Consider the following 21,029-nt stretch of genomic DNA (forward strand, 5'->3'; position numbering starts at 1 on the left):
TCCGGTCAGATCACGCCGCGCGCGCGCCAGGCTTCGCGCGTTGCGGCGTCCACGCCTATCGATTCCAGCACCGTGTCGGTATGCTCGCCCAGCTTCGGCGCGCTGCGCTCGATCGTGCCGGGAGTGCCGCACAGTTTGGGCACCACGCCCGGCACCTGCACCGCCGTGCCGTCGGGCAAGGTGTCGTCCACGATCATGCCGCGGGCGTGGTAATGCGGATCGGCCGCGATGTCCGCGACGTCGTAGATGCGGCCCGCCGGAATGCGCGCTTCGTTGAGCGCCGCGAGCACCTGGTCGAGCGTGTGCCGCGCGGTCCATTCGCCGATGGCGGCGTCGATGCGACCGACCTGCGCGACGCGTCCGTCGTTCTGCGCGAGCGCCGGATCGTTGCCCAGGTCCGGGCGGCCGATCAGTTCCATCAGACGTCGATAAATGCTGTCGCCATTGCCTGCGATCAGCGCATACTTGCCGTCGCTGCAGCGGTAGGCGTTGCTCGGCGCGATGCCGGGCAGGCTGCTGCCCGCCGGCTGACGCACGGCGCCGAACACCGAATACTCGGGCAGCAGGCTTTCCATCATGTTGAAGACCGACTCGTAGAGCGCGACGTCCACGACCTGCCCTTTGCCGCCCTGTTGCTCGCGGTGCCGCAGCGCCAGCAGGATGCCGATCACGCCATGCAGCGCGGAGAGCGAATCGCCGATCGAGATGCCCACGCGCACCGGCGTGCGCCCAGGCTCGCCGCTCAGGTGGCGCAGGCCGCCCATCGCTTCGGCGACCACGCCGAAACCGGGCCGGTCGCGATACGGGCCCGTCTGCCCGTAGCCCGAGACGCGCAACATGATGAGGCCGGGATTGATGGCGCTGAGTTCGTCCCAGCCGAGGCCCCAGCCTTCGAGCGTGCCGGGGCGGAAATTTTCGATCAGCACGTCGGTTTCCGAAACAAGACGGCGAATCACGCCCTGCCCTTCGGGCGTGCGCAGATCGAGCGTGATGGATTCCTTGTTACGCGACTGGGCGGCCCACCAGACCGACGTGCCTTCGTGCAGCAGGCGCCACTTGCGCAACGGATCGCCCACGCCGGGCGGCTCCACCTTGACGACGCTCGCGCCGAATTCGGCGAGCATGCGGCCAGCAAACGGACCCGCGATGAGCTGTCCGAGCTCCAGAACGCGGATTCCTTCGAGTGGTCGTGGCATGGCTGTGTCTCCTGGCTGTCTGCGACTGACTGTGGGAGACATGATGAACCGGACCGCACCCCTTTGATAATCGATGCTTGCTCAATCTGGCTTGAGCAAATGGAAAGGCTGCGAATTTCCTCGTCGGCAACGCAAACGCGGGATCTAATCGATGCCACGGCATTCGCGCGCATGAAGCGGCGGCCCTTGCTGATCAACACGGCGCGTGGAGGACTCGTGAACGAAGCGGCGTTGGTGGACGCCGCGCAATGTGGTGACTGCGCGTTGAGCGCGAGGCGCGGCAACCGCATCGGGGTTGCCTGCGCCTGAAGTATCAGGCCATTTCCGGCTGTTTGGCGTGCCAATATTCGTCGACGGCTTGCTTGGCCGACTGCTCGACCACGCTGAGCGCCATCAGCACATCGATCTTCAGCTTGGGGATCGCCAGCTCCACGGAAGGCAGCCTGGCCGTTTCCACTTGTGCATCGACACCTTCCAGAACTGCGCGGCACAGCCATTGCGTGTCCGTCGCGTCTGCTTTCGCATCGACAGTGACTCGAAAGCCACGATATTCGACTGCCATATACTCTCCCGAAACCTGACAAAACGTAATGATCGCCCCGCCGGACGGCGGTAAGGGGGCGACTATATCATCACTTCGACGACGCTTCAGCGAGGCCCGCGCGAAGTCACGAAGAAGTCGTGCAACGACACCGCACCCGCATTCACGCCCTGTTTTACAGGGCGATTCTGCGGGCGCAACGACAATCGGGTCAGTTCGGACTTCGGACTGTCAGCTCGCGAGCGTGGTGCGCGTCGAAGCCTGACGCATCGTGCGCCAACCGACGATCGCGAGCGAAACACCCGAAATCACGGCGGCGAGCGAGACGTAATACGCCGGCGCGAGCGTATCGCCCGTTACGTGAATCAACACTTCGGCAATCGTCGGCGCGAAGCCGCCAAAAAGCGTCACGCCAAGGCTATACGCAATCGAAAGCCCCGCCGAGCGCACGCGCACGGGAAAGATCTCCGACATCAGCGCCGGCATCGGGCCCGAATAGGCTGCCTTGAAAATACCCGCCGCGCCCTGGAGCACGAGCAGCCAGCCGAGTGTAGGGTGACGCTGCAACAGCGCGAACATCGGATAGGTGAGCGAAGCAAGCAGGATCGACGTGGTCAGCATGATGCGAATGCGCCCGATGCGGTCCGAGAGCGCGCCCATCACGGGCGAAAGCGCGAACTGCAGGCCGCCGTTGAGCACGACCACGCCGAACGAGGTTGCCGCCGCCATATGGAGCTGCTTCACCGCGTACATCGGCATGTAGAGCTGGAGGATATAGACGCCGACGGTGGACTGCGCAACGATGCCTACCGCGAGCAGCAGGTTCACCCATTGGCGGCCGAGCCCCGGCTCGTTCGTTGCGTGCGCATCTTGTGTACTTTGCGCCTGCTGGGTCGCGACGAATTCGGGCGTCTCGTCCAGATGCGAGCGGATGTACCAGCCCACGGGCCCGAGCACGAGCCCGAAGAAGAACGGCACGCGCCAGCCCCACGCCTGCAGTTGCCCGGGCGGCAGCCACCATGCCAGCACGCCGCCGAACGCCGCCGCGAGAATCGCGGCGGCGCCCTGGCTCGCGAACTGCCAGCTCGCGTAGTAGCCGCGCTTTGTGGAGCTATGCTCGACCATGAACGCCGTCGCGCTGCCGAATTCGCCGCCCACCGCGAAGCCCTGCACGAGCCGCGCGAGCAGGATCAGGAGCGGCGCAGCGATGCCGATCGACGCATACGGCGGCATGACCGCCATGGCGAACGTGCCAGCCATCATGAGCGCGATGGCGAGTGTGAGCGCGGCCTTGCGCCCCTTGCGGTCGCCGTAGATGCCCAGCACGATCGCGCCGAGCGGACGCATGAGAAAAGAAATGCCGAAGGTACCGACCGCCAGCAGCGTGGAGAGCCATTCGTCGTGCACGGGAAAGAACTGCTTCGCGATGATCGGCGCGAAGTAGCCGTACACGAGAAAGTCGAACCATTCCAGCGCATTGCCGATCGACGAGGAGAACACGATGCGGCGCACCATGCCGCGGCTGAGCGGCGCTTGCGAAACCGACGAACCGGTCTCCATGTCAGTCCCCTCCCATTTCATTTGGTCTACTCATTGTTCGTCGTGAACCGCAAGCGAGGCATTCCCGCTCGCGGCAAACGCTTCTCGCCGCCTAGAAGCCCGCTGCGAGCCCGTCGCGGCGCGTGTCGCTCGCGGCCACATAACCGCGCTCGCGATCGTTGCGATCGAGCTTCCAGATGAACTGGCCCGAGCCGAAGTCCATGTACGGATCGTCGATGCCCTTGATCTCGTGGCCGAGCCCTTGCAGCGCGCGCGCCGTCTGCGGATTGAAAGTCGATTCGATATCGAGCGTGAAGTCGCGGTTGACCTTCCAGCGCGGCGCATCGCACGCGGCCTGCGGCTGCTGGCCGTAGTCGAGCATGCGCACGATCGACTGCAAATGCCCTTGCGGCTGCATGTCGCCGCCCATCACGCCGAAGCTCATCACCGCTTCCTGGCGGCCGTCCACCTGCTGGGTGAGGAACGCCGGAATGATGGTGTGGAACGGGCGCTTGCCGCCTGCCACGACGTTCGGCGAGGCCGGGTCCATCGAAAAGCCGCAGCCGCGGTTCTGCAGCGCGATGCCCGTGCCCGGCACGACCACCCCCGAACCGAAGCCCATGTAGTTCGACTGGATGAAGCTCACCATCATGCCGCGCTCGTCCACGGCCGAGAGATAGATCGTGCCGCCCGAACGCGGCATGCCGAAGTCGAACTGCGTGGCGCGCTTCGGGTCGATCAGCTTCGCACGCGCTTTCAGGTAGGCGTCGTCGAGCATCTGCTCGGGCGTGACTTCCATCGCACGCGGATCGGCGACATAGCGATACACGTCGGCGAACGCAAGCTTCATGGCCTCGATCTGCAGATGCTGCGATTCGAGGCTGTCGAGCGCGAGCGAGCCCATGTCGAACTGCTCGAGAATGCCGAGCGCGATCAGCGCGGCGATGCCCTGCCCGTTCGGCGGAATCTCGTGGACCGTGTAGCCGCGATAGTTCTTGCCGATCGGCTCGACCCATTCCGGGCGATAGTTGCGCAGGTCGTCCAGCGTGAGCGCCGCGCCGCCTTCGCGCGCAAACGCGGCGATGCGCTCGGCGAGTTCGCCTTCGTAGTAGTCGCGCGGACCGCGTTCCGCGAGGCGCCGCAGCGTGGCGGCATGGCCGGGGAAGCAGACGCGCTCGCTCACTTCGGGTGCGCGGCCGTGCGGCATGAAGGTCTGGGCAAAGCCCGGCTGATTGTGCAATTCGGGAATCGCCGCCTGCCACTTGCGGGCAACGATGGTCGCCACCGCATGGCCGCGCTCCGCGATCTCGATGGCCGGCTCCATCAAGTCCGCGAACGGCAGTTTGCCGAACTTCGCATGCAGTGCTTCCCAGCCCGCGATCACGCCAGGCACGGTCACCGTGTCCCAGCCGCGTTTGGGCTGCTTCGCGAGACCGTTTTCCTCGCCGTATTTGCGGCGGAAATAATCGACGCTCCAGGCCGCCGGCGCATTGCCTGACGCGTTCAGGCCGTGCAGCTTGGCGCCGTCCCACACGAGCGCGAAGCAGTCGCTGCCCAGACCGTTCGATACCGGCTCGACCACGGTGATGGCGGCTGCGGCGGCGAGTGCGGCGTCGACGGCATTCCCGCCTTTCCAGAGCATGCGCAGCCCGGCCTGCGCGGCAAGCGGATGCGACGTCGAAACGATGTTGCGGGCGAACACCGGCAGGCGCGGCGTCGGATAGGGGTTTTGCCAGTTGAAGCGCGTCATGGAAGTCCGGATTCCGGTAATGAACGAAAGCAGCGGCGCGCGCACTGCCGCACTCAGTTGCGGCGCGCACGGCTCAGGCCGATTTATCGATTATCTTGAAGGATCAGGCAAAAAAATATTAATATTTTATTCTCGTTACTTAAGTTTTATTTACATGCTAACCCTACGCATGCTGCGCACCTTGCAGGCCGTCGCGCGCAGCGGGTCGTTCGCCACGGCGGCGGAAAAAACGGCGCTCACCCAGGCGGCCGTGAGCCTGCAGATGCGCGGACTCGAAGAGGCGCTCGGGCGGCAGATCTTCGACCGCCGCGCGCGCCAGGTCTCGCTCACGCGCGAAGGCCGCGAGATCTGCGCGAAGGTCGAGCACATTCTCGCGCTGATCGACGAGCTGCCCGCCAGTGCGGGCGACACGATGCGCGGCTCGATCATCATCGGCGCGGTGGTATCGGTGATCGGCGCGCTTTCGCTCGCCGTCGCGCATCTGAAAATGGGCCACCCGGAACTCGAGGTGCGCCTCACCTCGGCGCGCTCGAACGAGCTGGCGCGCATGGTGGAAGACGGCGACGTGGACCTCGCCGTCGTAGTTGGCAGTGCAGATGGTTCGCTGCACGAGCCGCTCGCGTGGACGCCGCTCTACGAAGAGCCCCTCATGCTCGTGACGAGCCGGGCAACGACCGGCGACGACGCGCGCCGCATCCTGCGCGAGCGCGGCTTTCTGCGCTTCGACCGGCGCGTGCCGACGGGCGTCGTGATCGACCACGCACTGCGCGAGCTAGGCATCGAACCGCTCGAATACCTGGAGCTGAACTCGATCGAAACGATCGTCTCGCTGGTGCGCAACGACGTGGGCGTGAGTGTGTTGCCGGTTCTGCGAGGCGGCAAATGGCAGAGCGATCCGAATCTGCGGCTCATGCCGCTCCCCGGGCGGCCATTCATCCGCATGGTCGGCATGATTCACCGGAAGGCGCACAAGCAGACGTTGCTCACACAAACGATTGCAGACATGCTGCGTCGGTGACAGAACGCGTGGCTGCCACGCCAATCGCGTAAGCTGACGTCGTTGCACGCTCACTCGCGAAGCCCCGCGCTTCGCGCCTCGAAGCGGGATCGACACGGAAAAGCGAACGCTCCATGCAAAGATCGCTCATTGCGCTGGCCGCAAACGGGTTGCAAAAAAGGTTGCAGAAACTGTGCGCCATGGCGTTGCCGCCATGCGCAATCGCGCTTGCGACAGGTCTTGCCGCGTGTCAGCAGTTACCCCCGCCCGGCCAGCGCACGCAAACGACGGCGCTCACGTCAGCCGAAGCGCGATCGACTCAACTTGGCAAAGCCGTAGCGGCCGAACTCGCCTCCCATCCCGAGTTCACCGGCATCGACCCGCTCGCGAACCCGCTCGACGCCTTCGCCTCGCGCGTGGCGCTCGTGCGCAGCGCCCAGCGCACGCTGGATGTCCAGTATTACATCTGGCGCAGCGATCTCACCGGCACGCTGTTGCTCGAAGAACTTCGCGAAGCCGCCGACCGCGGCGTGCGCGTGCGCCTGCTGCTCGACGACAACGGCATTCCATCCTCGCTGGACCCCACGCTCGCGGCACTCAATGGGCATCCCAACATCGAGGTCCGGCTCTTCAATCCGTTCGTCACGCGCAAACCCAAAGCCATCGGCTTTCTCACCGACTTCTCTCGGCTGAACCGGCGCATGCACAACAAGTCGCTCACGGCCGACGGCGTGGCGACCATTCTTGGCGGCCGCAACATCGGCGACGAGTATTTCGGCGCGACCGACGGCGTCGTGTTCGCCGACCTCGACGTGCTCGCTATCGGCCCCGCCGCCACCGACGTCGCGAACGACTTCGACCGCTACTGGGCCAGCGCTTCGTCATTCCCCGCCTCGCAAATCCTGCCGTACGCGGCGCCCGATGCCCTCGCCACGCTCGATCGCGCGGCGCTTGCCGCGCGCACCGATCCGGCCGCGGAGGAATACATCGAAGCGCTGCGCAAGACCACCGACGTGCGCCGCCTGCTGGATGGCACGCTGCCGCTGGAATGGGCCAGGACGCAACTGGTCAGCGACGACCCGGCGAAAGCGCTGGGCACGGCGCCCAGGGAAACACTGATCCTCAGTCAGCTCCATCAGATCGTCGGCGATCCGCATCGTGAACTCGATCTGGTTTCGCCGTACTTCGTGCCGGGCGAGGTGGGCACGCAATACTTCACCGAGCTCGCCGCCCAGGGCGTGACCGTGCGCGTGCTGACGAACTCGCTCGAAGCCACCGATGTTTCCGCCGTCCACTCCGGCTACGCGCGGCGCCGCGTGGCGCTGCTCAAAGGCGGCGTGGAACTGTTCGAACTGCGGCGCGCGGCCGGCGCGGGCAAGGGTACGGACAAGGCCGCGGGCAAAGGCGCAGGCAGCGGTCCGTTCGGCAGCACGGGGTCGAGCCTGCACGCCAAGACCTTCGCCGTCGATGCGGAGCGCGTATTCGTCGGCTCAGTCAATTTCGACCCGCGCTCGGCCAACCTCAACACCGAACTCGGGCTCGTGATCGACAGCCCCGCACTCGCCACCCAGATCGAGAAAGCGTTCTGGACGCGCGTGCCGCAGCTCGCCTGGCAGGCGCACCTCGACGAGGACGGCAAGCTCTACTGGACGCGCCTTTCCGACGACACGGTCATTCGCTACGACACCGAGCCGAACACCACGTGGAACCAGCGCCTGAGCGTCTGGTTCTTCTCCATCCTGCCTATCGAGTGGCTTTTGTAAACCGCGCATCGGCAGGGTTATTCCCAATTTCCCTTAAGTTGTCTATACAACGTCATGCGGACATTCCCATCGTCCGCGGCGCGCGGGCGCCCTGCACTCATCCCAATGTTCGGAGCCGTCCCATCCCCGAACGCCTGATCCTGCCGGTCGAGCAGGATTGAGCCGCGCGGCGCCTGAATGGCCGCCGGGCATTCTCAGGCCGCAGCGGCATTCATCGCCTCGATGGCCGCAAGCGCGCCGCCTACCATTTCACGCAGCACCGGCTGGACTTTCCCGGCGAGCGCGGGCACGTAATCGAACGGCGCCGTTTCGTTCATGTAAACGGACTGGCACATCTCCAGCTGGATCGCATGCACGCCGTCCTGCGGCGCGCCGAAATGGCGCGTGATGTAGCCGCCCTTGAAGCGTCCGTTCGCGATCCACGTATAGCCGCTTGCCGCCGCTGCGCGTTCCGCGCGCGCCTGCACCGCCGGGTTCACCGTGCGGCCGTCCTGGGTACCGATGTTCAGATCGGGCAGCTTGTTGTCGAACAGGCGCGGCAGCACGCTCGCGATCGAATGCGCCTCCCACAGCAGCACGTTCGCATGCGCCGCGCGCAAGCGCTTCAACTCGGCGGCGAGCGTGTCGTGATACGGCTGCCAGAATGCCTGCACGCGACGCTGGCGCTCCGGCGCGTCGGGCACGCAGCCGTCGCGGTAGATCGGCTCGCCGCGAAACGTTTCGGTCGGACACAGCGACGTGGTGGTCTGACCGGGATAGAGGCTCTCGTCGTTCGGCGGACGGTTCACATCGATCACATAGCGCGAAACGCGCGCGCCGAGCACGGTCGCGCCCAGTTCCTTCGCAAACGCATAGAGGCGATCGAGATGCCAGTCCGTATCGGCCACGGTCAGAGCCACGTCCGTGTACTCGCCGTGCATCGCAGCGGGAATGTGCGTGCCCAGGTGAGGGATCGAAATGATGAGCGGCGCGGTGCCGCGTTCCAGTGAAAAGATATCGGTCATGGAAATTTGTCTCGTGAATGGCGCGTGCGTTCGGGCCCGCGTTCAATCGTCGGCCAGCAGCCTGGCGAGCGCCGCGCGATAGTCGGCATAAAGGCGCGCTTCGTCGCGATGGCGGCGTGCCTCCACCACTTTGACGCCGCCGGTATAGACGTCGAGCACCGGCGTTTCGCCATGCTCGCAGAAGACGACCGACGAGAGCCACGTGAGCGGCTTGTGTTCGGCGAGATTCGGATGCTGGGCGTCGAGCACGACCCAGTCGGCGCGCGCGCCTTGCGTCAATGCGCCGACCTTGCGCCCTGTTGCAGCGGCGCCGCCGGCGAGGGCTGCGTCGAACAGCCGGTCCGCAACCTGTGCCTGTTGCGGCGCGGCCAATACATTGCGCTCGCGCCGGGCGAGCCGCTGGCCGTATTCGAGCAAGCGAAGCTCCGCGCGCCAGTCCACGCCGATATGACTGTCCGAGCCCACGCCGAACGCGCCGCCCGCATCGAGATACTCGCGCGTGGGGAAAATGCCGTCGCCGAGATTCGCTTCGGTCGTGAGGCACAGGCCCGCGATCGCACCGCTCTGGGCAAGCGCGGCGCTCTCCCGCGCATCGATATGCGTAGCATGGACGAGGCACCAGCGTGCATTCACGTCGAACCGGTCGAGGAGCCATTGCACCGGCCGCGCCCCCTCAGTCGCGAGGCAAGCCTCGACCTCAGCCGTCTGTTCGGCGATGTGGATATGAACGGGCGCACCAGGAAGCGCGTGGTCCAGGCCTTCCATCAGCGCGCGCAACGAGTCGTGCGAAACGGCGCGCAGCGAATGTGGCGCAACGCCGTAGCGCAACGCGCCGTGCTCGGGCCGCCACGCACGCAGCGCCTCGACGATGCCGAGCAACTGTTCCGGCGTGTTGATGAAGCGGCGCTGATCGTCGCGCGGCGCTTGCGCGCCGAAGCCGCTGTATTGATAGAGCACGGGCAGCATCGTCATGCCGATGCCGGTCACGCTCGCTGCATCCACCACGCGTTGCGCCAGTTCGGCAGGGCTCGCATACCGCTGGCCCTCCTTGCCGTGATGGACGTAGTGGAATTCGCAAACCGAGGTGTAGCCCGCCTTCAACATCTCGACGTAGAGCCAGCGCGCAATCGCCCCGAGATCGTCGGGCGTGATGCGCGCCGCGAAACGGTACATGAGGTCGCGCCAGCTCCAGAAGCTGTCGGTGGGGTTCGCGCGATATTCCGTGAGGCCTGCCATGGCGCGCTGAAACGCATGCGAATGAAGATTAGGCATGCCAGGCGCGATCGGGCCCGGCGCACGCGCGACGTCTCGAGGCGCTTGCGCCAGATCGGGCGTCACGTTGCGCAGCGTTCCCGCGGCGTCCCATTCGAGCAGCACGTTGCGGCGCCAGCCGTCGGGCAAATAGGCATACTCGGCGAAGAGCGCGTGCAAAGTCGGATTCGTTTCGATGGTGTGATTCATGCTGAAAATAGCGCTCAAACGTGACGCCCGAATGCGCGACGCTCAAAGACGGTTTCGCCGCCGCGCACCACGCGGGCGCAGAGCGGACGGCCAATCCAGTAAGCCAGTTCCGCGAGCGATTGCACCGTCCACACGGCAAAGTCAGCGGGACGCCCAGCCGCGAGCGTGCCATGACGCTCTGCGTCGCCGAAAGCCTGCGCGGCATGCCGCGTCACGCCCTGCAACACCTCGGGCACGGTCATGCGAAACAGCGTGGTCGCCATGTTCATCATGAGCAGCAGCGAGGTGGCGGGCGACGTGCCCGGATTGCTGTCGGTCGAGATGGCGATCGGCACCTCGTAGCGCCGCAGCAGGTCGAGCGGCGGAAGCTGCGTTTCGCGGATGAAGTAATACGCACCCGGCAGCAGCACCGCCACGGTGCCCGCTTTCTTCATGGCGGCGACGCCCGCTTCGTCGAGAAACTCCAGATGGTCGGCGGACAACGCGCCGTGACGCGCCGCGAGCGCCGCGCCGCCGCTGTTGGAGAGCTGCTCAGCGTGCATCTTGACCGCGAGCTTGCGCCGTGCGGCCGCCTCGAACACGCGCTCGCTCTGCGCGAGCGAGAAGCCGATTCGTTCGCAGAACACATCGACCGCGTCCACGAGCCCCTCGTCGGCGAGCGCGGGAAGCATGCGTTCGCACACTTCGTCGATATAGTCATCGGCGCGGCCCGCAAACTCCGGCGGCAACGCATGCGCGCCGAGAAACGTCGTACGTACCGTAACCGGATAACGATCGCCAAGCTGACGCGCGACGCGCAGCATCTTGCGTTCGCTCGCAAGATCGAGGCCATAGCCCGACTTGATTTCGACGGCGGTTACGCCTTCGGCAAGCAACGCTTCGAGGCGCGTTGCCGACTGCGCGAACAGCGCGGCTTCGTCCGCCGCGCGCGTGGCGCGCACAGTCGAGACGATGCCGCCGCCCTGCCGTGCGATTGCTTCGTAGCTCACGCCTGCAAGACGCTGCGCGAATTCATCGGCACGCTGTCCGCCGTAGACGAGGTGTGTGTGGCAATCCACGAGACCGGGCGTGACCCAGGCGCCGCCCAGGTCTTCGCACGGCCACTCGGCGAATGGCGCGGGCAATTCGGCAGCGGCGCCGAGCCATGCGATCCTGCCATCTTCCACGGCAATCGCCGCGTGCTCGATGACATGGCCCGGATCGCCATGCGGGCACAGGTTGAGGTTTTGCCAGAGCGTGCGTTTCATCAGGTATGCACAGCATCGCGCGATGCCGTTTCCGTAGTGTCTTGCCGTGGCGCGTCGAGCACGTCCAGCGCCACGGCGAGCAAGACGCCCGCGCCGCGCGTTTCGATGTGCAAGGGGCATTGCGCATCGCGCGTATCGATGCGCAGCGTGTCTCCCGCTTCAAGGCGCACCTGGCGTTCGTTATCCACGTGCACGTCCTGCGCGCCTTGCGCACAGTACAGCAATACCGTTTGCGCCTGCATGCTGCGCCGCTCGTTGGCGCGCCACACTTCGAGCGTGCCGCGCGCCGCGTCGCGGCGCACCATCAGGTTGAAGTCGCGTGTGGCGCCGTTCACGAGGCGCGCGTCGATCGCGGCCTCCCCCGCGAAATGCGCGACGTCCAGGGGTTGCGCGAGTCCATGCGTGCGATCCGCTTCGTCGAGCAGCATGCCCGCGCCTTCGAGCAGCACCAGCGTCCGATCGACGCCCTCGAAGCGAGAGAACGGCCCCGCCTGCGCGACATCGGCCACGCTCACGCGCCACGCGAACGCGTCCAGCGGCGCACCGGCTTGCGATGTCGCGTGCGCCGCTGCGATTTCGCGCGTGACGCCGCCGCCGTTCTTCCACGGCGACGCCACGAGCGCCGCGCCACGCAGCAGCGTGAGCCTGGCAGCCTGCGCCGCGCCTACCGCTTTTACGCCGCTCATCGCCCGAGCATCGGCAGCTTGAGACCCGCCTCGCGCGCCGTTTGCTGCGCGAGTTCGTAGCCGGCATCCGCATGACGCATCACGCCCGTGGCCGGATCGTTCAGCAGCACGCGCCCAAGACGCTCGTGCGCCGCCTGCGTGCCGTCCGCCACGATCACCACGCCCGCGTGCTGCGAAAAGCCCATGCCGACGCCGCCGCCATGATGCAGCGACACCCACGACGCGCCGCCCGCCGTGTTCAGCAGCGCATTGAGCAGCGGCCAGTCGCTCACCGCGTCCGAGCCGTCCTTCATCGATTCCGTTTCGCGGTTCGGGCTCGCCACCGAGCCCGTGTCGAGGTGATCGCGCCCGATCACGACCGGCGCCTTCAGCTCGCCATTCCTGACCATCTCGTTGAACGCCTGGCCCAGACGGTAGCGATCCTTCACGCCCACCCAGCAGATCCGCGCCGGCAGCCCCTGGAACGCGATGCGCTCGCGCGCCATGTCGAGCCAGTTGTGCAGGTGCGGGTCGTCGGGGATCAGCTCCTTGACCTTCGCGTCCGTCTTGTAGATGTCCTCGGGATCGCCCGAGAGCGCCACCCAGCGGAACGGCCCCTTGCCCTCGCAGAACAGCGGACGGATATACGCCGGCACGAAGCCCGGAAAATCGAATGCGTTTTCCACGCCCATTTCGAGCGCCATCTGGCGGATGTTGTTGCCGTAGTCGAGCGTGGCCGCGCCACGCGCCTGCAGCGCGAGCATCGCACGCACCTGGCTGGCCATCGACTCCTTCGCCGCCTTCACGATGGACTCGGGCGCGACCTTCTGCGCCTCGCGCCACTGCGCCACCGTCCAGCCCTGCGGCAGGTAGCCGTTGATCGGGTCGTGCGCACTCGTCTGGTCCGTCACGCAGTCGGGCGTGATGCCGCGCTTCACGAACTCCGCGAACACGTCGGCGGCGTTGCCGAGCAGGCCCACCGAAACCGGCTTGCCCGTCTTCTTCGCTTCCTCGACGATGGCCAGCGCCTCGTCGATGGTTTTGGCCTTGCGGTCCACGTAGCGCGTCTTCAGGCGGAAGTCGATGCGCGTCTCGTCGCATTCCACCGCGATCATCGAGAAGCCCGCCATCGTCGCCGCGAGCGGCTGCGCGCCGCCCATGCCGCCCAGGCCGCCGGTGAGGATCCAGCGGCCCCTGGGGTCGCCGTTGAAGTGCTGGTTCGCCACCGCGTAGAACGTTTCATAGGTGCCCTGCACGATGCCCTGCGAGCCGATGTAGATCCAGCTGCCCGCCGTCATCTGGCCGTACATCATGAGGCCCTTGCGGTCCAGTTCGTGGAAGTGTTCCCACGTGGCCCAGTGCGGCACGAGGTTGGAGTTCGCGAGCAGCACGCGCGGGGCGTCGGCGTGCGTGCGGAACACGCCCACCGGCTTGCCCGACTGGATCAGCAGCGTTTCGTCCTCGTTCAGGTCCTTGAGCGTGGCGAGAATCTGGTCGAAGCACTCCCAGTTGCGCGCGGCGCGGCCAATGCCGCCGTACACCACGAGCGCATGCGGATGCTCGGCGACTTCGGGGTCCAGATTATTCTGGATCATCCGGTAGGCGGCTTCCGCCAGCCAGGTCTTGCAGACCTTCTCGCTGCCGCGCGGCGCGCGGATCGTGCGGGTCGGGTCGAGGCGGGGGTCGGTGAAGTTCGGGTGGTTCATTTGTTCGTGTCCGTCGAGTCTGGATAGCAAGCTGAGGAACTGCGCCCGCACAGATGCAATGAGCGCTGCAACGTGGGCTAAGTCTAACGCCGCCAAGTTGTATATACAACTCGTTTCGCTCAAACGCGGGTTAGTAGTTACCCTGGCATGAATTGCGGGAATTTGGCTGCGGGCGTGCCAAGCCGGCAAACGAGTCGTGAAATCTTTGTCTAGACAAGATATTGGCAAACGGCCCGATACGGCGCAAGGCGCGTAGACGCGGTCAGTCCGCTCGCGCAAGGGCAAGAGGCGGGCTTGATGCAGGCAGGGATCAGGAAGGACGGGGCGCGGGAACCCGGGCGGCAGGGCGCGCGTGAGCGTCCGGTGGGGCGTGGTTCAGCAAGGCTGCAGGAAACGAGCCGGCTCGCCGCCCGCTTCTCAAACGGTACCCGCCAGATGAAACCGCGAAGCCGGATGCCACAGGCGCACGGAAGTCGCCACATGACGCCCGACCCACGTGCGCCGCAGCAACAGCAGGCAAGGCTCGCCGATTTCCATCTCCAGATATTGCCGCACGCGTGCGTCGGGCTTCTGCGCGTAGATGCGGAACTCGGCGCGCTGGATCGGCGCGAGGCGCACCATGTAGTGATTCGGCGTTTCGACGGTGAAGTCCTGGGCGAGGTAGTCGGGGAACACCTCGGGGTTCACGTAGCGGTCCTCGTACTGGATCGGCTCGCCCTCTTCGCTATGCACGATGCGCGAGTGGAACACCGGCCCGGCGTCGAGCTCGAGCGCGGCGATCGCACCCGGATCGTCGCTCGACTCCAGTCCCAGTACGCGCGCCGCATGCCGATGGCCGCGCGCCGCGATTTCGTCGGCGATATTGCGGATCTGCAGCACCGTCGATTCGTACTGGCGCGGCGCCACGTACGTGCCCGAGCCGCGCACGCGGTTCAGCACGCCTTCGGCCATCAACTCGCGCAGCGCGCGCGACACCGTCATGCGCGCCACGCCGAACTCTTTGACCAGTTCCGTTTCGGAAGGCACCACGTCGCCGGGCCGCAAGGCGCCGCTTTCGATCTGCGCGAGCACATGACGCTTGATCTGCTCATAGGCGGGCAACGGGACACTGCGGACCGTCTTCTTTTGCATGGTCTCGATCTTCGAATGAACGGGTGGTCGCCGCCACAATGGCCGCCAGGCGCGGCCCGGACTTGCGGCTTCAGGCGGCCACATTGTACCGCCCCTTAAAGCGGCTCCCAGGCAGGCTCGGCCACGAGCGCGGGCTGCCAGCGCGCCAGCACCACGCAGGCGCGTACGCCCCGCCCGTCCACGCCCGGACTCAGACTCACCGCGCCGCGATGCGACTGCGCGATCTCGCGCACGATCGCGAGACCCAGGCCGGTGCCTTCCGTCCCGGCGGCGGCGCGGAAGAAAGGCTCGAAAACGCGCGCACGCGCCTCCGCGGGAATGCCGCGTCCGTCGTCGAGCACTTCGAGCGCGACCGTCTCGCCGCTCGCCCGCACTGACACCGTGACGTGCCCGCCAGCCGGCGTGTAGCGCAGCGCGTTATCGACGAGATTGCCGACCATCGCGCGCAACAGCTCGCGATGCCCCTGCACCACCGCCTCGCCCGCCTCGCGTGGCAGCTCCGCCCCGAGATCGATGCCGCGCGTCTGCGCAAGCAGCGCGAGCGCCTCGACCACTTCGCGCGCGAGCTGCGCCATGTCGACGGGCGCGGCCGGCAACTGCGCGGGATCGAGCGCCTCGGCCTGCGCGAGCAGCAGCAACTGGTTGGTGAGCGCGACCATCGAGCGGTTGCTCACGTGCATGGCTGCCAGCACTTCGTCGAGCGCGGGATCGACGGCTTTTTGCTGGCGCGCGTACTGCAATTGTGTGCCGAGCAGCGTGAGCGGTGTGCGCAGCTGGTGCGCGGCATCGGCGATGAAGCGGCGCTGCGCCGCCGTCTGTGCAGAAAGGCGCGCAATGCATTGGTTGATGGCGTCCACGACGGGCCGCAGTTCGGCATGCAGCCCTTCGGCACGAATGGGTTCGAGGTGCGAAGGATCGCGGTCCGCCACGTCGTTCTTGAGCTTCATGAGCGGACGCAGCTCGAACGTGAGGCCGATGCAGGCGAGCGCCACGGCCAGCATCACCATGCCGATCTGGCGATAGAGCTGGGGACGCCACAGCGCCTCCACCATCGCGTCGCGCGAGCGCTGGGTCTTGCCAACCGATACGCGCACGCGCCAGATGTGGCCATTGTCGTACATGGAGCGCACCACGCTCACGGCGCGCACGGCCTGGCCGCGCAGCTGTGCGTCGTACGCCACGGGCGAATCGACGGCGGGCGGCGCAGCCGCATGCGGAAAATCGGGCATGCCCGCGAGCAGCGAGCCGCCCTCCACGTGCACGTTGTAGAACACCTGGTCCTGCTGCGGCGAAGCGAAGAGTTCGAGCGCCGCAGGCGGCACGTCGGCGCGCAGCGCACCGTCTGTCCATTGCACGGAACCGGCGATCATGCGCGCGGACGAAAGCAGCCCGCCGTCCTGCACCAGATCGGCAGTATGGCGCGCAGCGCGATACTCGGAGGTCGCCGTGAAACTCACGTAGAGCGCGAGCGGCACGAGCATCCACCACAACAGGCGAACACGCAGGCTACCCGTCATGTCGGCACGCGCAAGTCGTCATAGGGTTTCATCCTTCCTGCGCAGCAAATAGCCCAGGCCGCGCAGTGTCACGATCACGGCAGAACTGCCTTCGAGCTTCTTGCGCAGCCGCGAGACGTAGATTTCGATGGCGTCCTCGCTGGGTTCGTCGGCGAGCGTGAAGATCGCATCGACGAGCGCGGCCTTCGAAACGGTCTGGCCGAGGCGCAGCGCGAGCGTTTCGAGCACCGTGCGCTCGCGCGGCGTGACGTTCAGCGGCGCGCCCTTCAGCGTGAACTGGCGTGTGTTGAGGTCGAACACGAGGTCCCCGCAGCCGATTTCGTTCGCGCGCGCGGGCGTTTGCCGGCGAATCAGCACCTTGATGCGCGCCACCAGTTCGCGCACTTCGAACGGCTTGACGAGATAGTCGTCGGCGCCCGCGCCGAGCAGTTCCACCTTTTCGTCGATCGAGCCGCTTGCCGTGAGGACCATCACGGGCGTCGCGTCGCCGCGCTGGCGCAGCCGCCGCAGCACATTCTTGCCCGAGAGCTTCGGCAAATTGAGGTCGAGCAGCACCACATCATAGTGATTGGACTGCAGCAAGTGGTCGGCCGCTTCGCCGTCCTGCACGGCGTCGAAGGCGAACGCCTGCTCCTCCAGCGTCTTGACGAGCCAGTGCGCAAGCGTGGGATTGTCTTCGATCAGCAGCAACTTCATGGGCGGGTGCGGGCAATGGCGAAGGGCGTTTCGGGGGAATCGATTGTGCCGTTGCCGGCGCGCCGCCGCCCTGCGGGTTAACACGGACGATTTTGCAAGGCGCCAGAAGGCTGGCAGAAGGCTTACGGTTTTTATAATCGGCTCCATCCACCAAAAAGCGCCCGCATGCACGGCGCACCACCTTCAGGAGACTCCACGATGCCCACCTTGCGCCAGATCGCCGCAGTATCGAGTGTCGCGTTTGCCCTCGCCGCCGGCTCCACGGCTGCTCACGCGGAAAAGATCACGATCATGGTTGGCGGCGCAACCAAGATCATCTATCTGCCCGCCAAACTGACCGAGCAGCTCGGCTACTTCAAGGACGAAGGCCTCGACGTCGAGCTGCAGTCGCAGCCGGCCGGCGTGGACGCCGAGAACGAACTGCTCGCGGGTGCGGTGCAAGGCGTGGTGGGCTTCTACGATCACACCATCGACCTGCAGAGCAAGGGCAAGGAGGTGCAGACGCTCGTGGTGTTCGGCCAGGTGCCGGGCGAAGTGGAAATGGTGTCGAACGCGGCGGCCGGCACGCTCAAGAGCATGGCCGACGTGAAGGGCAAGACGCTCGGCGTAACGGGCCTCGGCTCCTCCACGAGCTTCCTCACGCAGTACCTCGCGCAGCGCGCGGGCGTGCCCCCCAACCAGTACACGCTGCTGCCGGTGGGCGCGGACAACACCTTCATCGCGGCGATCAAGCAGAACCGCATCGACGCGGGCATGACCACGGAGCCCACCGTCTCGCGTCTGCTGCAAACCGGCGACGCAAAGGTGCTCGTCGACATGCGCACGCTCGAAGGCACGCGTGCGGCGCTCGGCGGCACCTACCCCGCTTCGAGCTTCTACGTGCAGCGCGCCTGGGCGCAGTCGCACAAGGACGAAGCGACGAAGCTCGCGCACGCGTTCTCGCGCACGCTCAATTTCATCGCCACGCATAGCGCCGATGAAATCGCCACGAAGATGCCGAAGGACTACTACGGCAACAACAAGGATCTCTACGTGGCTGCGCTGAAGTCCTCGCTGCCGATGTTCACGAAGGACGGCCGCATGCCCGCCGACGGCCCCGACACGGTGCTCAAGGTGCTCTCGGCGTTCAATCCTTCGGTGAAGGGCAAGCATATCGACCTCGCGAAGACTTACTCGAACGACTATCTGCCGGCTACGACCGCCACGGCGTCGAAGTAATCAAGGCGGGTTGCTCCCCCGTACGCCCCACGTTCAGCCCACTGAGACAATGACTTCCTCCCATTCCCAAGGCACGCCGGCCATCGAGCTGCGCAATGTTTCGTGCCGCTTCATTTCACCGGACGGCAAGGCGACCGTCGCCCTGCGCGACTTCAGCATGTCGGTCGCGCGCGGCGAGTTCGTCGCGATCGTCGGGCCCACGGGCTGCGGCAAGTCCACCACGCTCAGCATGATCACGGGCCTGCTCAAACCCACCACGGGCGAAGTGCGCGTGATGGGCGCGAGCGTGAACGGCATCGATCCGCGCATTGGCTTCGTGTTCCAGGCCGACGCCGTGTTCCCGTGGCGCTCGGTGCTCGACAACGTGGCGGCCGGCCCGCTCTATCGCGGCCGCTCGAAGTCGGCGGCTTACGACGAAGCCAACGAATGGCTGCGCCGCGTGGGCCTCGCCAACTTCGGCAAGCACTATCCGCATCAGCTTTCGGGCGGCATGCGAAAGCGCGTGGCGCTTGCACAGACGTTCATCAACAAACCCGAAATCCTGCTGATGGACGAACCGTTTTCGGCGCTCGACATGCAAACGCGCACGCTCATGCAGGACGAGCTGTTGCAGCTGTGGGGCGGCACAGGCTCGGTCGTATTCGTCACGCACGATCTCGAAGAAGCCATTGCGCTCGCCGACCGCGTGTTCGTGCTGACCGCGCGCCCGGCCACGCTCAAGAAGGTCTACGAGATCGATTTGCCGCGCCCGCGCGTGACGTCCGAAATCCGCTACGCGCCGCACTTCGTCGAACTCTCGCGCCAGATCTGGCACGACCTGCGCGAAGAAGTGCAGATCGCCTGACAACCGGAGCCGCCCAAACATGTCCACCCCGCAACACACCCTGCCGCAAGGCCTCGATACCGCCTCGCTCGATGCCGTCGAGCGCGCCGCGCAAAAGCGCATTCGTCAGCGCAATTGGCTCGTCATCTCGCTGCGTATCCTCGTGCTCGTCGTCGTGCTCGGCGGCTGGGAACTCGCCGCGCGCCTCAAATGGATCGACCCGTTCTTCTTCTCGATGCCCACGGCCATTTTCGACCAGATCGTCGACTGGTTCGTGAACGGCACCTCGCAGGGGCCGCTGCTCACGCAGGTCTGGGTCACGCTGGAAGAAACGGGTCTCGGCTTCATCATCGGCTCGGTGGCCGGCGTGTTCTGCGGCATCGTGCTTGGCCGCAACAAGCTGCTCTCCGATGTGTTCAGCCTCTACATCAAGATCGCCAACTCGATTCCGCGCGTGGTGCTCGGCTCGGTGTTCGTGATCGCGCTGGGGCTCGGCATGGCCTCGAAAGTGGCGCTCGCCGTGGTGATGGTGTTCTTCGTCGTGTTCGCCAATGCGTTCCAGGGCGTGCGCGAGGCCGACCGCTACATGATCGCCAATGCGCAGATTCTCGGCGCGTCGCGCCGCCAGGTGACGACCTCGGTCGTGATTCCCTCAGCGCTCTCGTGGATTCTCGCGAGCCTGCACGTGAGCTTCGGCTTCGCGCTGGTCGGCGCCGTGGTGGGCGAATTCCTGGGCTCGAAGCAAGGCATCGGTTTGCTGATCTCGACGGCACAGGGCGCGTTCAACGCGAGCGGCGTGTTCGCCGCGATGATCGTGCTCGCCGTGGTCGCGCTGGCAGCCGACTATGTGCTCACCGCGCTCGAGCATCGTTTGCTCAAGTGGCGGCCCACGCCTTCGAACTGATTCCATCCAGTTCCCCTGTCCGGGCCGTGCGAGCCGCAAGTCTCCAGGTCCGTGGTCCGCGGCGCACTGCCAGTGCGCCGCGTTTTTTTATCCGGCGCGCCGAAGGCTATTTCGGCTGCTCGACCGTGCGCAGATACGGCTTGAGCGTTTTGAAGCCCTGCGGATACTTCTGCCTCGCCGCATCGTCGGAAACCGAAGTCGGGATGATGACGTCGTCGCCCGGCTTCCAGTTCACCGGCGTCGCCACCGTGTGCTTCGCGGTGAGCTGCAGCGAATCGAGCAGGCGCAGCACCTCGTCGAAATTGCGACCCGAACTCATCGGGTAGACGAGCATCGCCTTCACTTTCTTGTCCGGTCCGATGAGGAACACCGAGCGCACCGTGGCGTTGTCGGCGGCCGAGCGCGGGCTCGCGCCGCTCGCGTTCGGGTGGATCATGTCGTAGAGCTTCGCGACGGCGAGGTCGTGATCCCCAATCATCGGATAGTTGACTGCACTGCCCTGGGTTTCCTCGATGTCCTTGACCCACTTCTCGTGGTCGCTCACCGGGTCGATGCTCAGACCGATGATCTTCGTGTTGCGCTTGTCGAATTCCGGCTTGAGCTTCGCCATATAGCCGAGCTCCGTCGTGCAAACGGGCGTGAAGTCTTTCGGATGCGAAAACAGAATGGCCCATTGGTCGCCGATCCATTCGTGGAAATGGATCTTGCCTTCGGTGGTCTCCGCGGTGAAATCGGGTGCCTCTTCTCCAAGACGAATCGTCATCTTCAGTCTCCTGAATGCAGTGATTTACAGCTCGTGAGGGGTCTGTGTGCGCGCGAAAGTGCTCCTCGCTTCTGCATTTTAGGTAGTCCGCGCGACGCCTATGTATTT

Annotated in this window: 18 protein-coding genes and 1 pseudogene; 6 read left to right on the plus strand and 13 right to left on the minus strand. The window is 65.7% G+C overall.

All coding sequences use genetic code 11. The features are described from left to right. Positions 1-5: 5 nt before the first annotated feature. Positions 6-1,196: a CaiB/BaiF CoA transferase family protein gene (locus tag C7411_RS13335; RefSeq protein WP_110384754.1), complete on the minus strand. Its 1,191-nt coding sequence runs from the start codon at positions 1,194-1,196 to the stop codon at positions 6-8. Positions 1,197-1,331: 135 nt separating this feature from the next. On the opposite strand from C7411_RS13335, the pseudogene C7411_RS13340 reads away from it, so the two are divergent. After that, positions 1,332-1,460 (plus strand): annotated as a pseudogene (locus tag C7411_RS13340) (NAD(P)-dependent oxidoreductase); the annotation flags it as partial. Positions 1,461-1,509: 49 nt separating this feature from the next. On the opposite strand, the gene C7411_RS13345 reads toward C7411_RS13340, so the two are convergent. The 3 genes from C7411_RS13345 to C7411_RS13355 form a co-directional block, all read right to left on the minus strand. Then, a complete protein-coding gene (locus C7411_RS13345) occupies positions 1,510-1,758 on the minus strand; it encodes a hypothetical protein (protein WP_110384755.1) in 249 nt (82 codons plus the stop codon). Positions 1,759-1,968: 210 nt separating this feature from the next. Further along, the gene (locus tag C7411_RS13350; RefSeq protein ID WP_110384756.1) at positions 1,969-3,297 is read right to left on the minus strand and encodes an MFS transporter; all 1,329 of its coding nucleotides are present in this window, start codon (positions 3,295-3,297) and stop codon (positions 1,969-1,971) included. A 91-nt stretch (positions 3,298-3,388) separates the two neighbouring features. Further along, complete coding sequence (locus C7411_RS13355) at positions 3,389-5,026, minus strand: gamma-glutamyltransferase family protein (RefSeq protein ID WP_110384757.1); 1,638 nt, start codon at positions 5,024-5,026, stop codon at positions 3,389-3,391. 154 nt (positions 5,027-5,180) lie between these two features. On the opposite strand from C7411_RS13355, the gene C7411_RS13360 reads away from it, so the two are divergent. Together C7411_RS13360 and C7411_RS13365 are read left to right on the plus strand one after the other, a co-directional pair. Then, the gene (locus C7411_RS13360) at positions 5,181-6,044 is read left to right on the plus strand and encodes a LysR family transcriptional regulator (protein ID WP_110384758.1); all 864 of its coding nucleotides are present in this window, start codon (positions 5,181-5,183) and stop codon (positions 6,042-6,044) included. A gap of 179 nt (positions 6,045-6,223) precedes the next feature. Beyond that, entirely contained in the window at positions 6,224-7,786 is a 1,563-nt protein-coding gene (locus C7411_RS13365) for a phospholipase D family protein (RefSeq protein ID WP_110384862.1), read from the plus strand. Positions 7,787-7,980: 194 nt separating this feature from the next. Here C7411_RS13365 and hutG read toward each other — a convergent pair whose 3' ends face one another. The 8 genes from hutG to C7411_RS13405 form a co-directional block, all read right to left on the minus strand. Then, entirely contained in the window at positions 7,981-8,790 is an 810-nt protein-coding gene (gene hutG, locus C7411_RS13370; RefSeq protein WP_110384759.1) for an N-formylglutamate deformylase, read from the minus strand. A 42-nt stretch (positions 8,791-8,832) separates the two neighbouring features. After that, positions 8,833-10,251, minus strand: a complete 1,419-nt coding sequence (locus C7411_RS13375) for a formimidoylglutamate deiminase (protein WP_110384760.1) — start codon at positions 10,249-10,251, stop codon at positions 8,833-8,835. 14 nt (positions 10,252-10,265) lie between these two features. Continuing rightward, positions 10,266-11,498 (minus strand): imidazolonepropionase, encoded by a 1,233-nt coding sequence (gene hutI, locus C7411_RS13380; RefSeq protein ID WP_110384761.1) that lies wholly within the window; start codon positions 11,496-11,498, stop codon positions 10,266-10,268. Further along, positions 11,498-12,184 (minus strand): HutD/Ves family protein, encoded by a 687-nt coding sequence (locus tag C7411_RS13385; protein ID WP_110384762.1) that lies wholly within the window; start codon positions 12,182-12,184, stop codon positions 11,498-11,500. The genes hutI and C7411_RS13385 overlap by 1 nt, the downstream gene beginning before the upstream one ends. Then, positions 12,181-13,869 (minus strand): urocanate hydratase, encoded by a 1,689-nt coding sequence (hutU, locus tag C7411_RS13390; RefSeq protein ID WP_110384763.1) that lies wholly within the window; start codon positions 13,867-13,869, stop codon positions 12,181-12,183. Before hutU ends, C7411_RS13385 begins: the two co-directional genes overlap by 4 nt. Positions 13,870-14,286: 417 nt before the next feature. Beyond that, a complete protein-coding gene (gene hutC, locus C7411_RS13395; RefSeq protein ID WP_110384764.1) occupies positions 14,287-15,000 on the minus strand; it encodes a histidine utilization repressor in 714 nt (237 codons plus the stop codon). A 95-nt stretch (positions 15,001-15,095) separates the two neighbouring features. Next, positions 15,096-16,517, minus strand: coding sequence for a sensor histidine kinase (locus C7411_RS13400; RefSeq protein ID WP_110384765.1), 1,422 nt, complete (start codon positions 16,515-16,517; stop codon positions 15,096-15,098). 18 nt (positions 16,518-16,535) lie between these two features. Then, positions 16,536-17,213, minus strand: coding sequence for a response regulator (locus tag C7411_RS13405; protein ID WP_110384766.1), 678 nt, complete (start codon positions 17,211-17,213; stop codon positions 16,536-16,538). 198 nt (positions 17,214-17,411) lie between these two features. On the opposite strand from C7411_RS13405, the gene C7411_RS13410 reads away from it, so the two are divergent. From C7411_RS13410 to C7411_RS13420, 3 genes are read left to right on the plus strand one after another with little or no spacing between them, the layout of a single operon-like run. Further along, on the plus strand, positions 17,412-18,431 hold the full coding sequence (locus tag C7411_RS13410; protein ID WP_110384767.1) for an ABC transporter substrate-binding protein: 1,020 nt from the start codon (positions 17,412-17,414) through the stop codon (positions 18,429-18,431). A 49-nt stretch (positions 18,432-18,480) separates the two neighbouring features. Next, positions 18,481-19,275 (plus strand): ABC transporter ATP-binding protein, encoded by a 795-nt coding sequence (locus C7411_RS13415; protein WP_042263657.1) that lies wholly within the window; start codon positions 18,481-18,483, stop codon positions 19,273-19,275. Between the two features lie 19 nt (positions 19,276-19,294). Further along, positions 19,295-20,158, plus strand: a complete 864-nt coding sequence (locus C7411_RS13420; protein WP_110384768.1) for an ABC transporter permease — start codon at positions 19,295-19,297, stop codon at positions 20,156-20,158. Positions 20,159-20,264: 106 nt separating this feature from the next. On the opposite strand, the gene C7411_RS13425 is transcribed toward C7411_RS13420, so the two are convergent. After that, positions 20,265-20,921, minus strand: a complete 657-nt coding sequence (locus C7411_RS13425; protein ID WP_110384769.1) for a peroxiredoxin — start codon at positions 20,919-20,921, stop codon at positions 20,265-20,267. Between the last annotated feature and the right edge of the window lie 108 nt (positions 20,922-21,029).

It is taken from the genome of Paraburkholderia silvatlantica, assembly GCF_003096715.1.
In the GTDB taxonomy this organism is placed as follows: domain Bacteria; phylum Pseudomonadota; class Gammaproteobacteria; order Burkholderiales; family Burkholderiaceae; genus Paraburkholderia; species Paraburkholderia silvatlantica.

What these genes read in the sequence shown, in the direction of transcription:
- C7411_RS13335 (WP_110384754.1), bottom strand. Translation starts at nt 1,196, where the DNA reads ATGCCACGACCACTCGAAGGAATCCGCGTTCTGGAGCTCGGACAGCTC.
- C7411_RS13345 (WP_110384755.1), bottom strand. Translation starts at nt 1,758, where the DNA reads ATGGCAGTCGAATATCGTGGCTTTCGAGTCACTGTCGATGCGAAAGCA.
- C7411_RS13350 (WP_110384756.1), bottom strand. Translation starts at nt 3,297, where the DNA reads ATGGAGACCGGTTCGTCGGTTTCGCAAGCGCCGCTCAGCCGCGGCATG.
- C7411_RS13355 (WP_110384757.1), bottom strand. Translation starts at nt 5,026, where the DNA reads ATGACGCGCTTCAACTGGCAAAACCCCTATCCGACGCCGCGCCTGCCG.
- C7411_RS13360 (WP_110384758.1), top strand. Translation starts at nt 5,181, where the DNA reads ATGCTAACCCTACGCATGCTGCGCACCTTGCAGGCCGTCGCGCGCAGC.
- C7411_RS13365 (WP_110384862.1), top strand. Translation starts at nt 6,224, where the DNA reads ATGGCGTTGCCGCCATGCGCAATCGCGCTTGCGACAGGTCTTGCCGCG.
- hutG (WP_110384759.1), bottom strand. Translation starts at nt 8,790, where the DNA reads ATGACCGATATCTTTTCACTGGAACGCGGCACCGCGCCGCTCATCATT.
- C7411_RS13375 (WP_110384760.1), bottom strand. Translation starts at nt 10,251, where the DNA reads ATGAATCACACCATCGAAACGAATCCGACTTTGCACGCGCTCTTCGCC.
- hutI (WP_110384761.1), bottom strand. Translation starts at nt 11,498, where the DNA reads ATGAAACGCACGCTCTGGCAAAACCTCAACCTGTGCCCGCATGGCGAT.
- C7411_RS13385 (WP_110384762.1), bottom strand. Translation starts at nt 12,184, where the DNA reads ATGAGCGGCGTAAAAGCGGTAGGCGCGGCGCAGGCTGCCAGGCTCACG.
- hutU (WP_110384763.1), bottom strand. Translation starts at nt 13,869, where the DNA reads ATGAACCACCCGAACTTCACCGACCCCCGCCTCGACCCGACCCGCACG.
- hutC (WP_110384764.1), bottom strand. Translation starts at nt 15,000, where the DNA reads ATGCAAAAGAAGACGGTCCGCAGTGTCCCGTTGCCCGCCTATGAGCAG.
- C7411_RS13400 (WP_110384765.1), bottom strand. Translation starts at nt 16,517, where the DNA reads ATGACGGGTAGCCTGCGTGTTCGCCTGTTGTGGTGGATGCTCGTGCCG.
- C7411_RS13405 (WP_110384766.1), bottom strand. Translation starts at nt 17,213, where the DNA reads ATGAAGTTGCTGCTGATCGAAGACAATCCCACGCTTGCGCACTGGCTC.
- C7411_RS13410 (WP_110384767.1), top strand. Translation starts at nt 17,412, where the DNA reads ATGCCCACCTTGCGCCAGATCGCCGCAGTATCGAGTGTCGCGTTTGCC.
- C7411_RS13415 (WP_042263657.1), top strand. Translation starts at nt 18,481, where the DNA reads ATGACTTCCTCCCATTCCCAAGGCACGCCGGCCATCGAGCTGCGCAAT.
- C7411_RS13420 (WP_110384768.1), top strand. Translation starts at nt 19,295, where the DNA reads ATGTCCACCCCGCAACACACCCTGCCGCAAGGCCTCGATACCGCCTCG.
- C7411_RS13425 (WP_110384769.1), bottom strand. Translation starts at nt 20,921, where the DNA reads ATGACGATTCGTCTTGGAGAAGAGGCACCCGATTTCACCGCGGAGACC.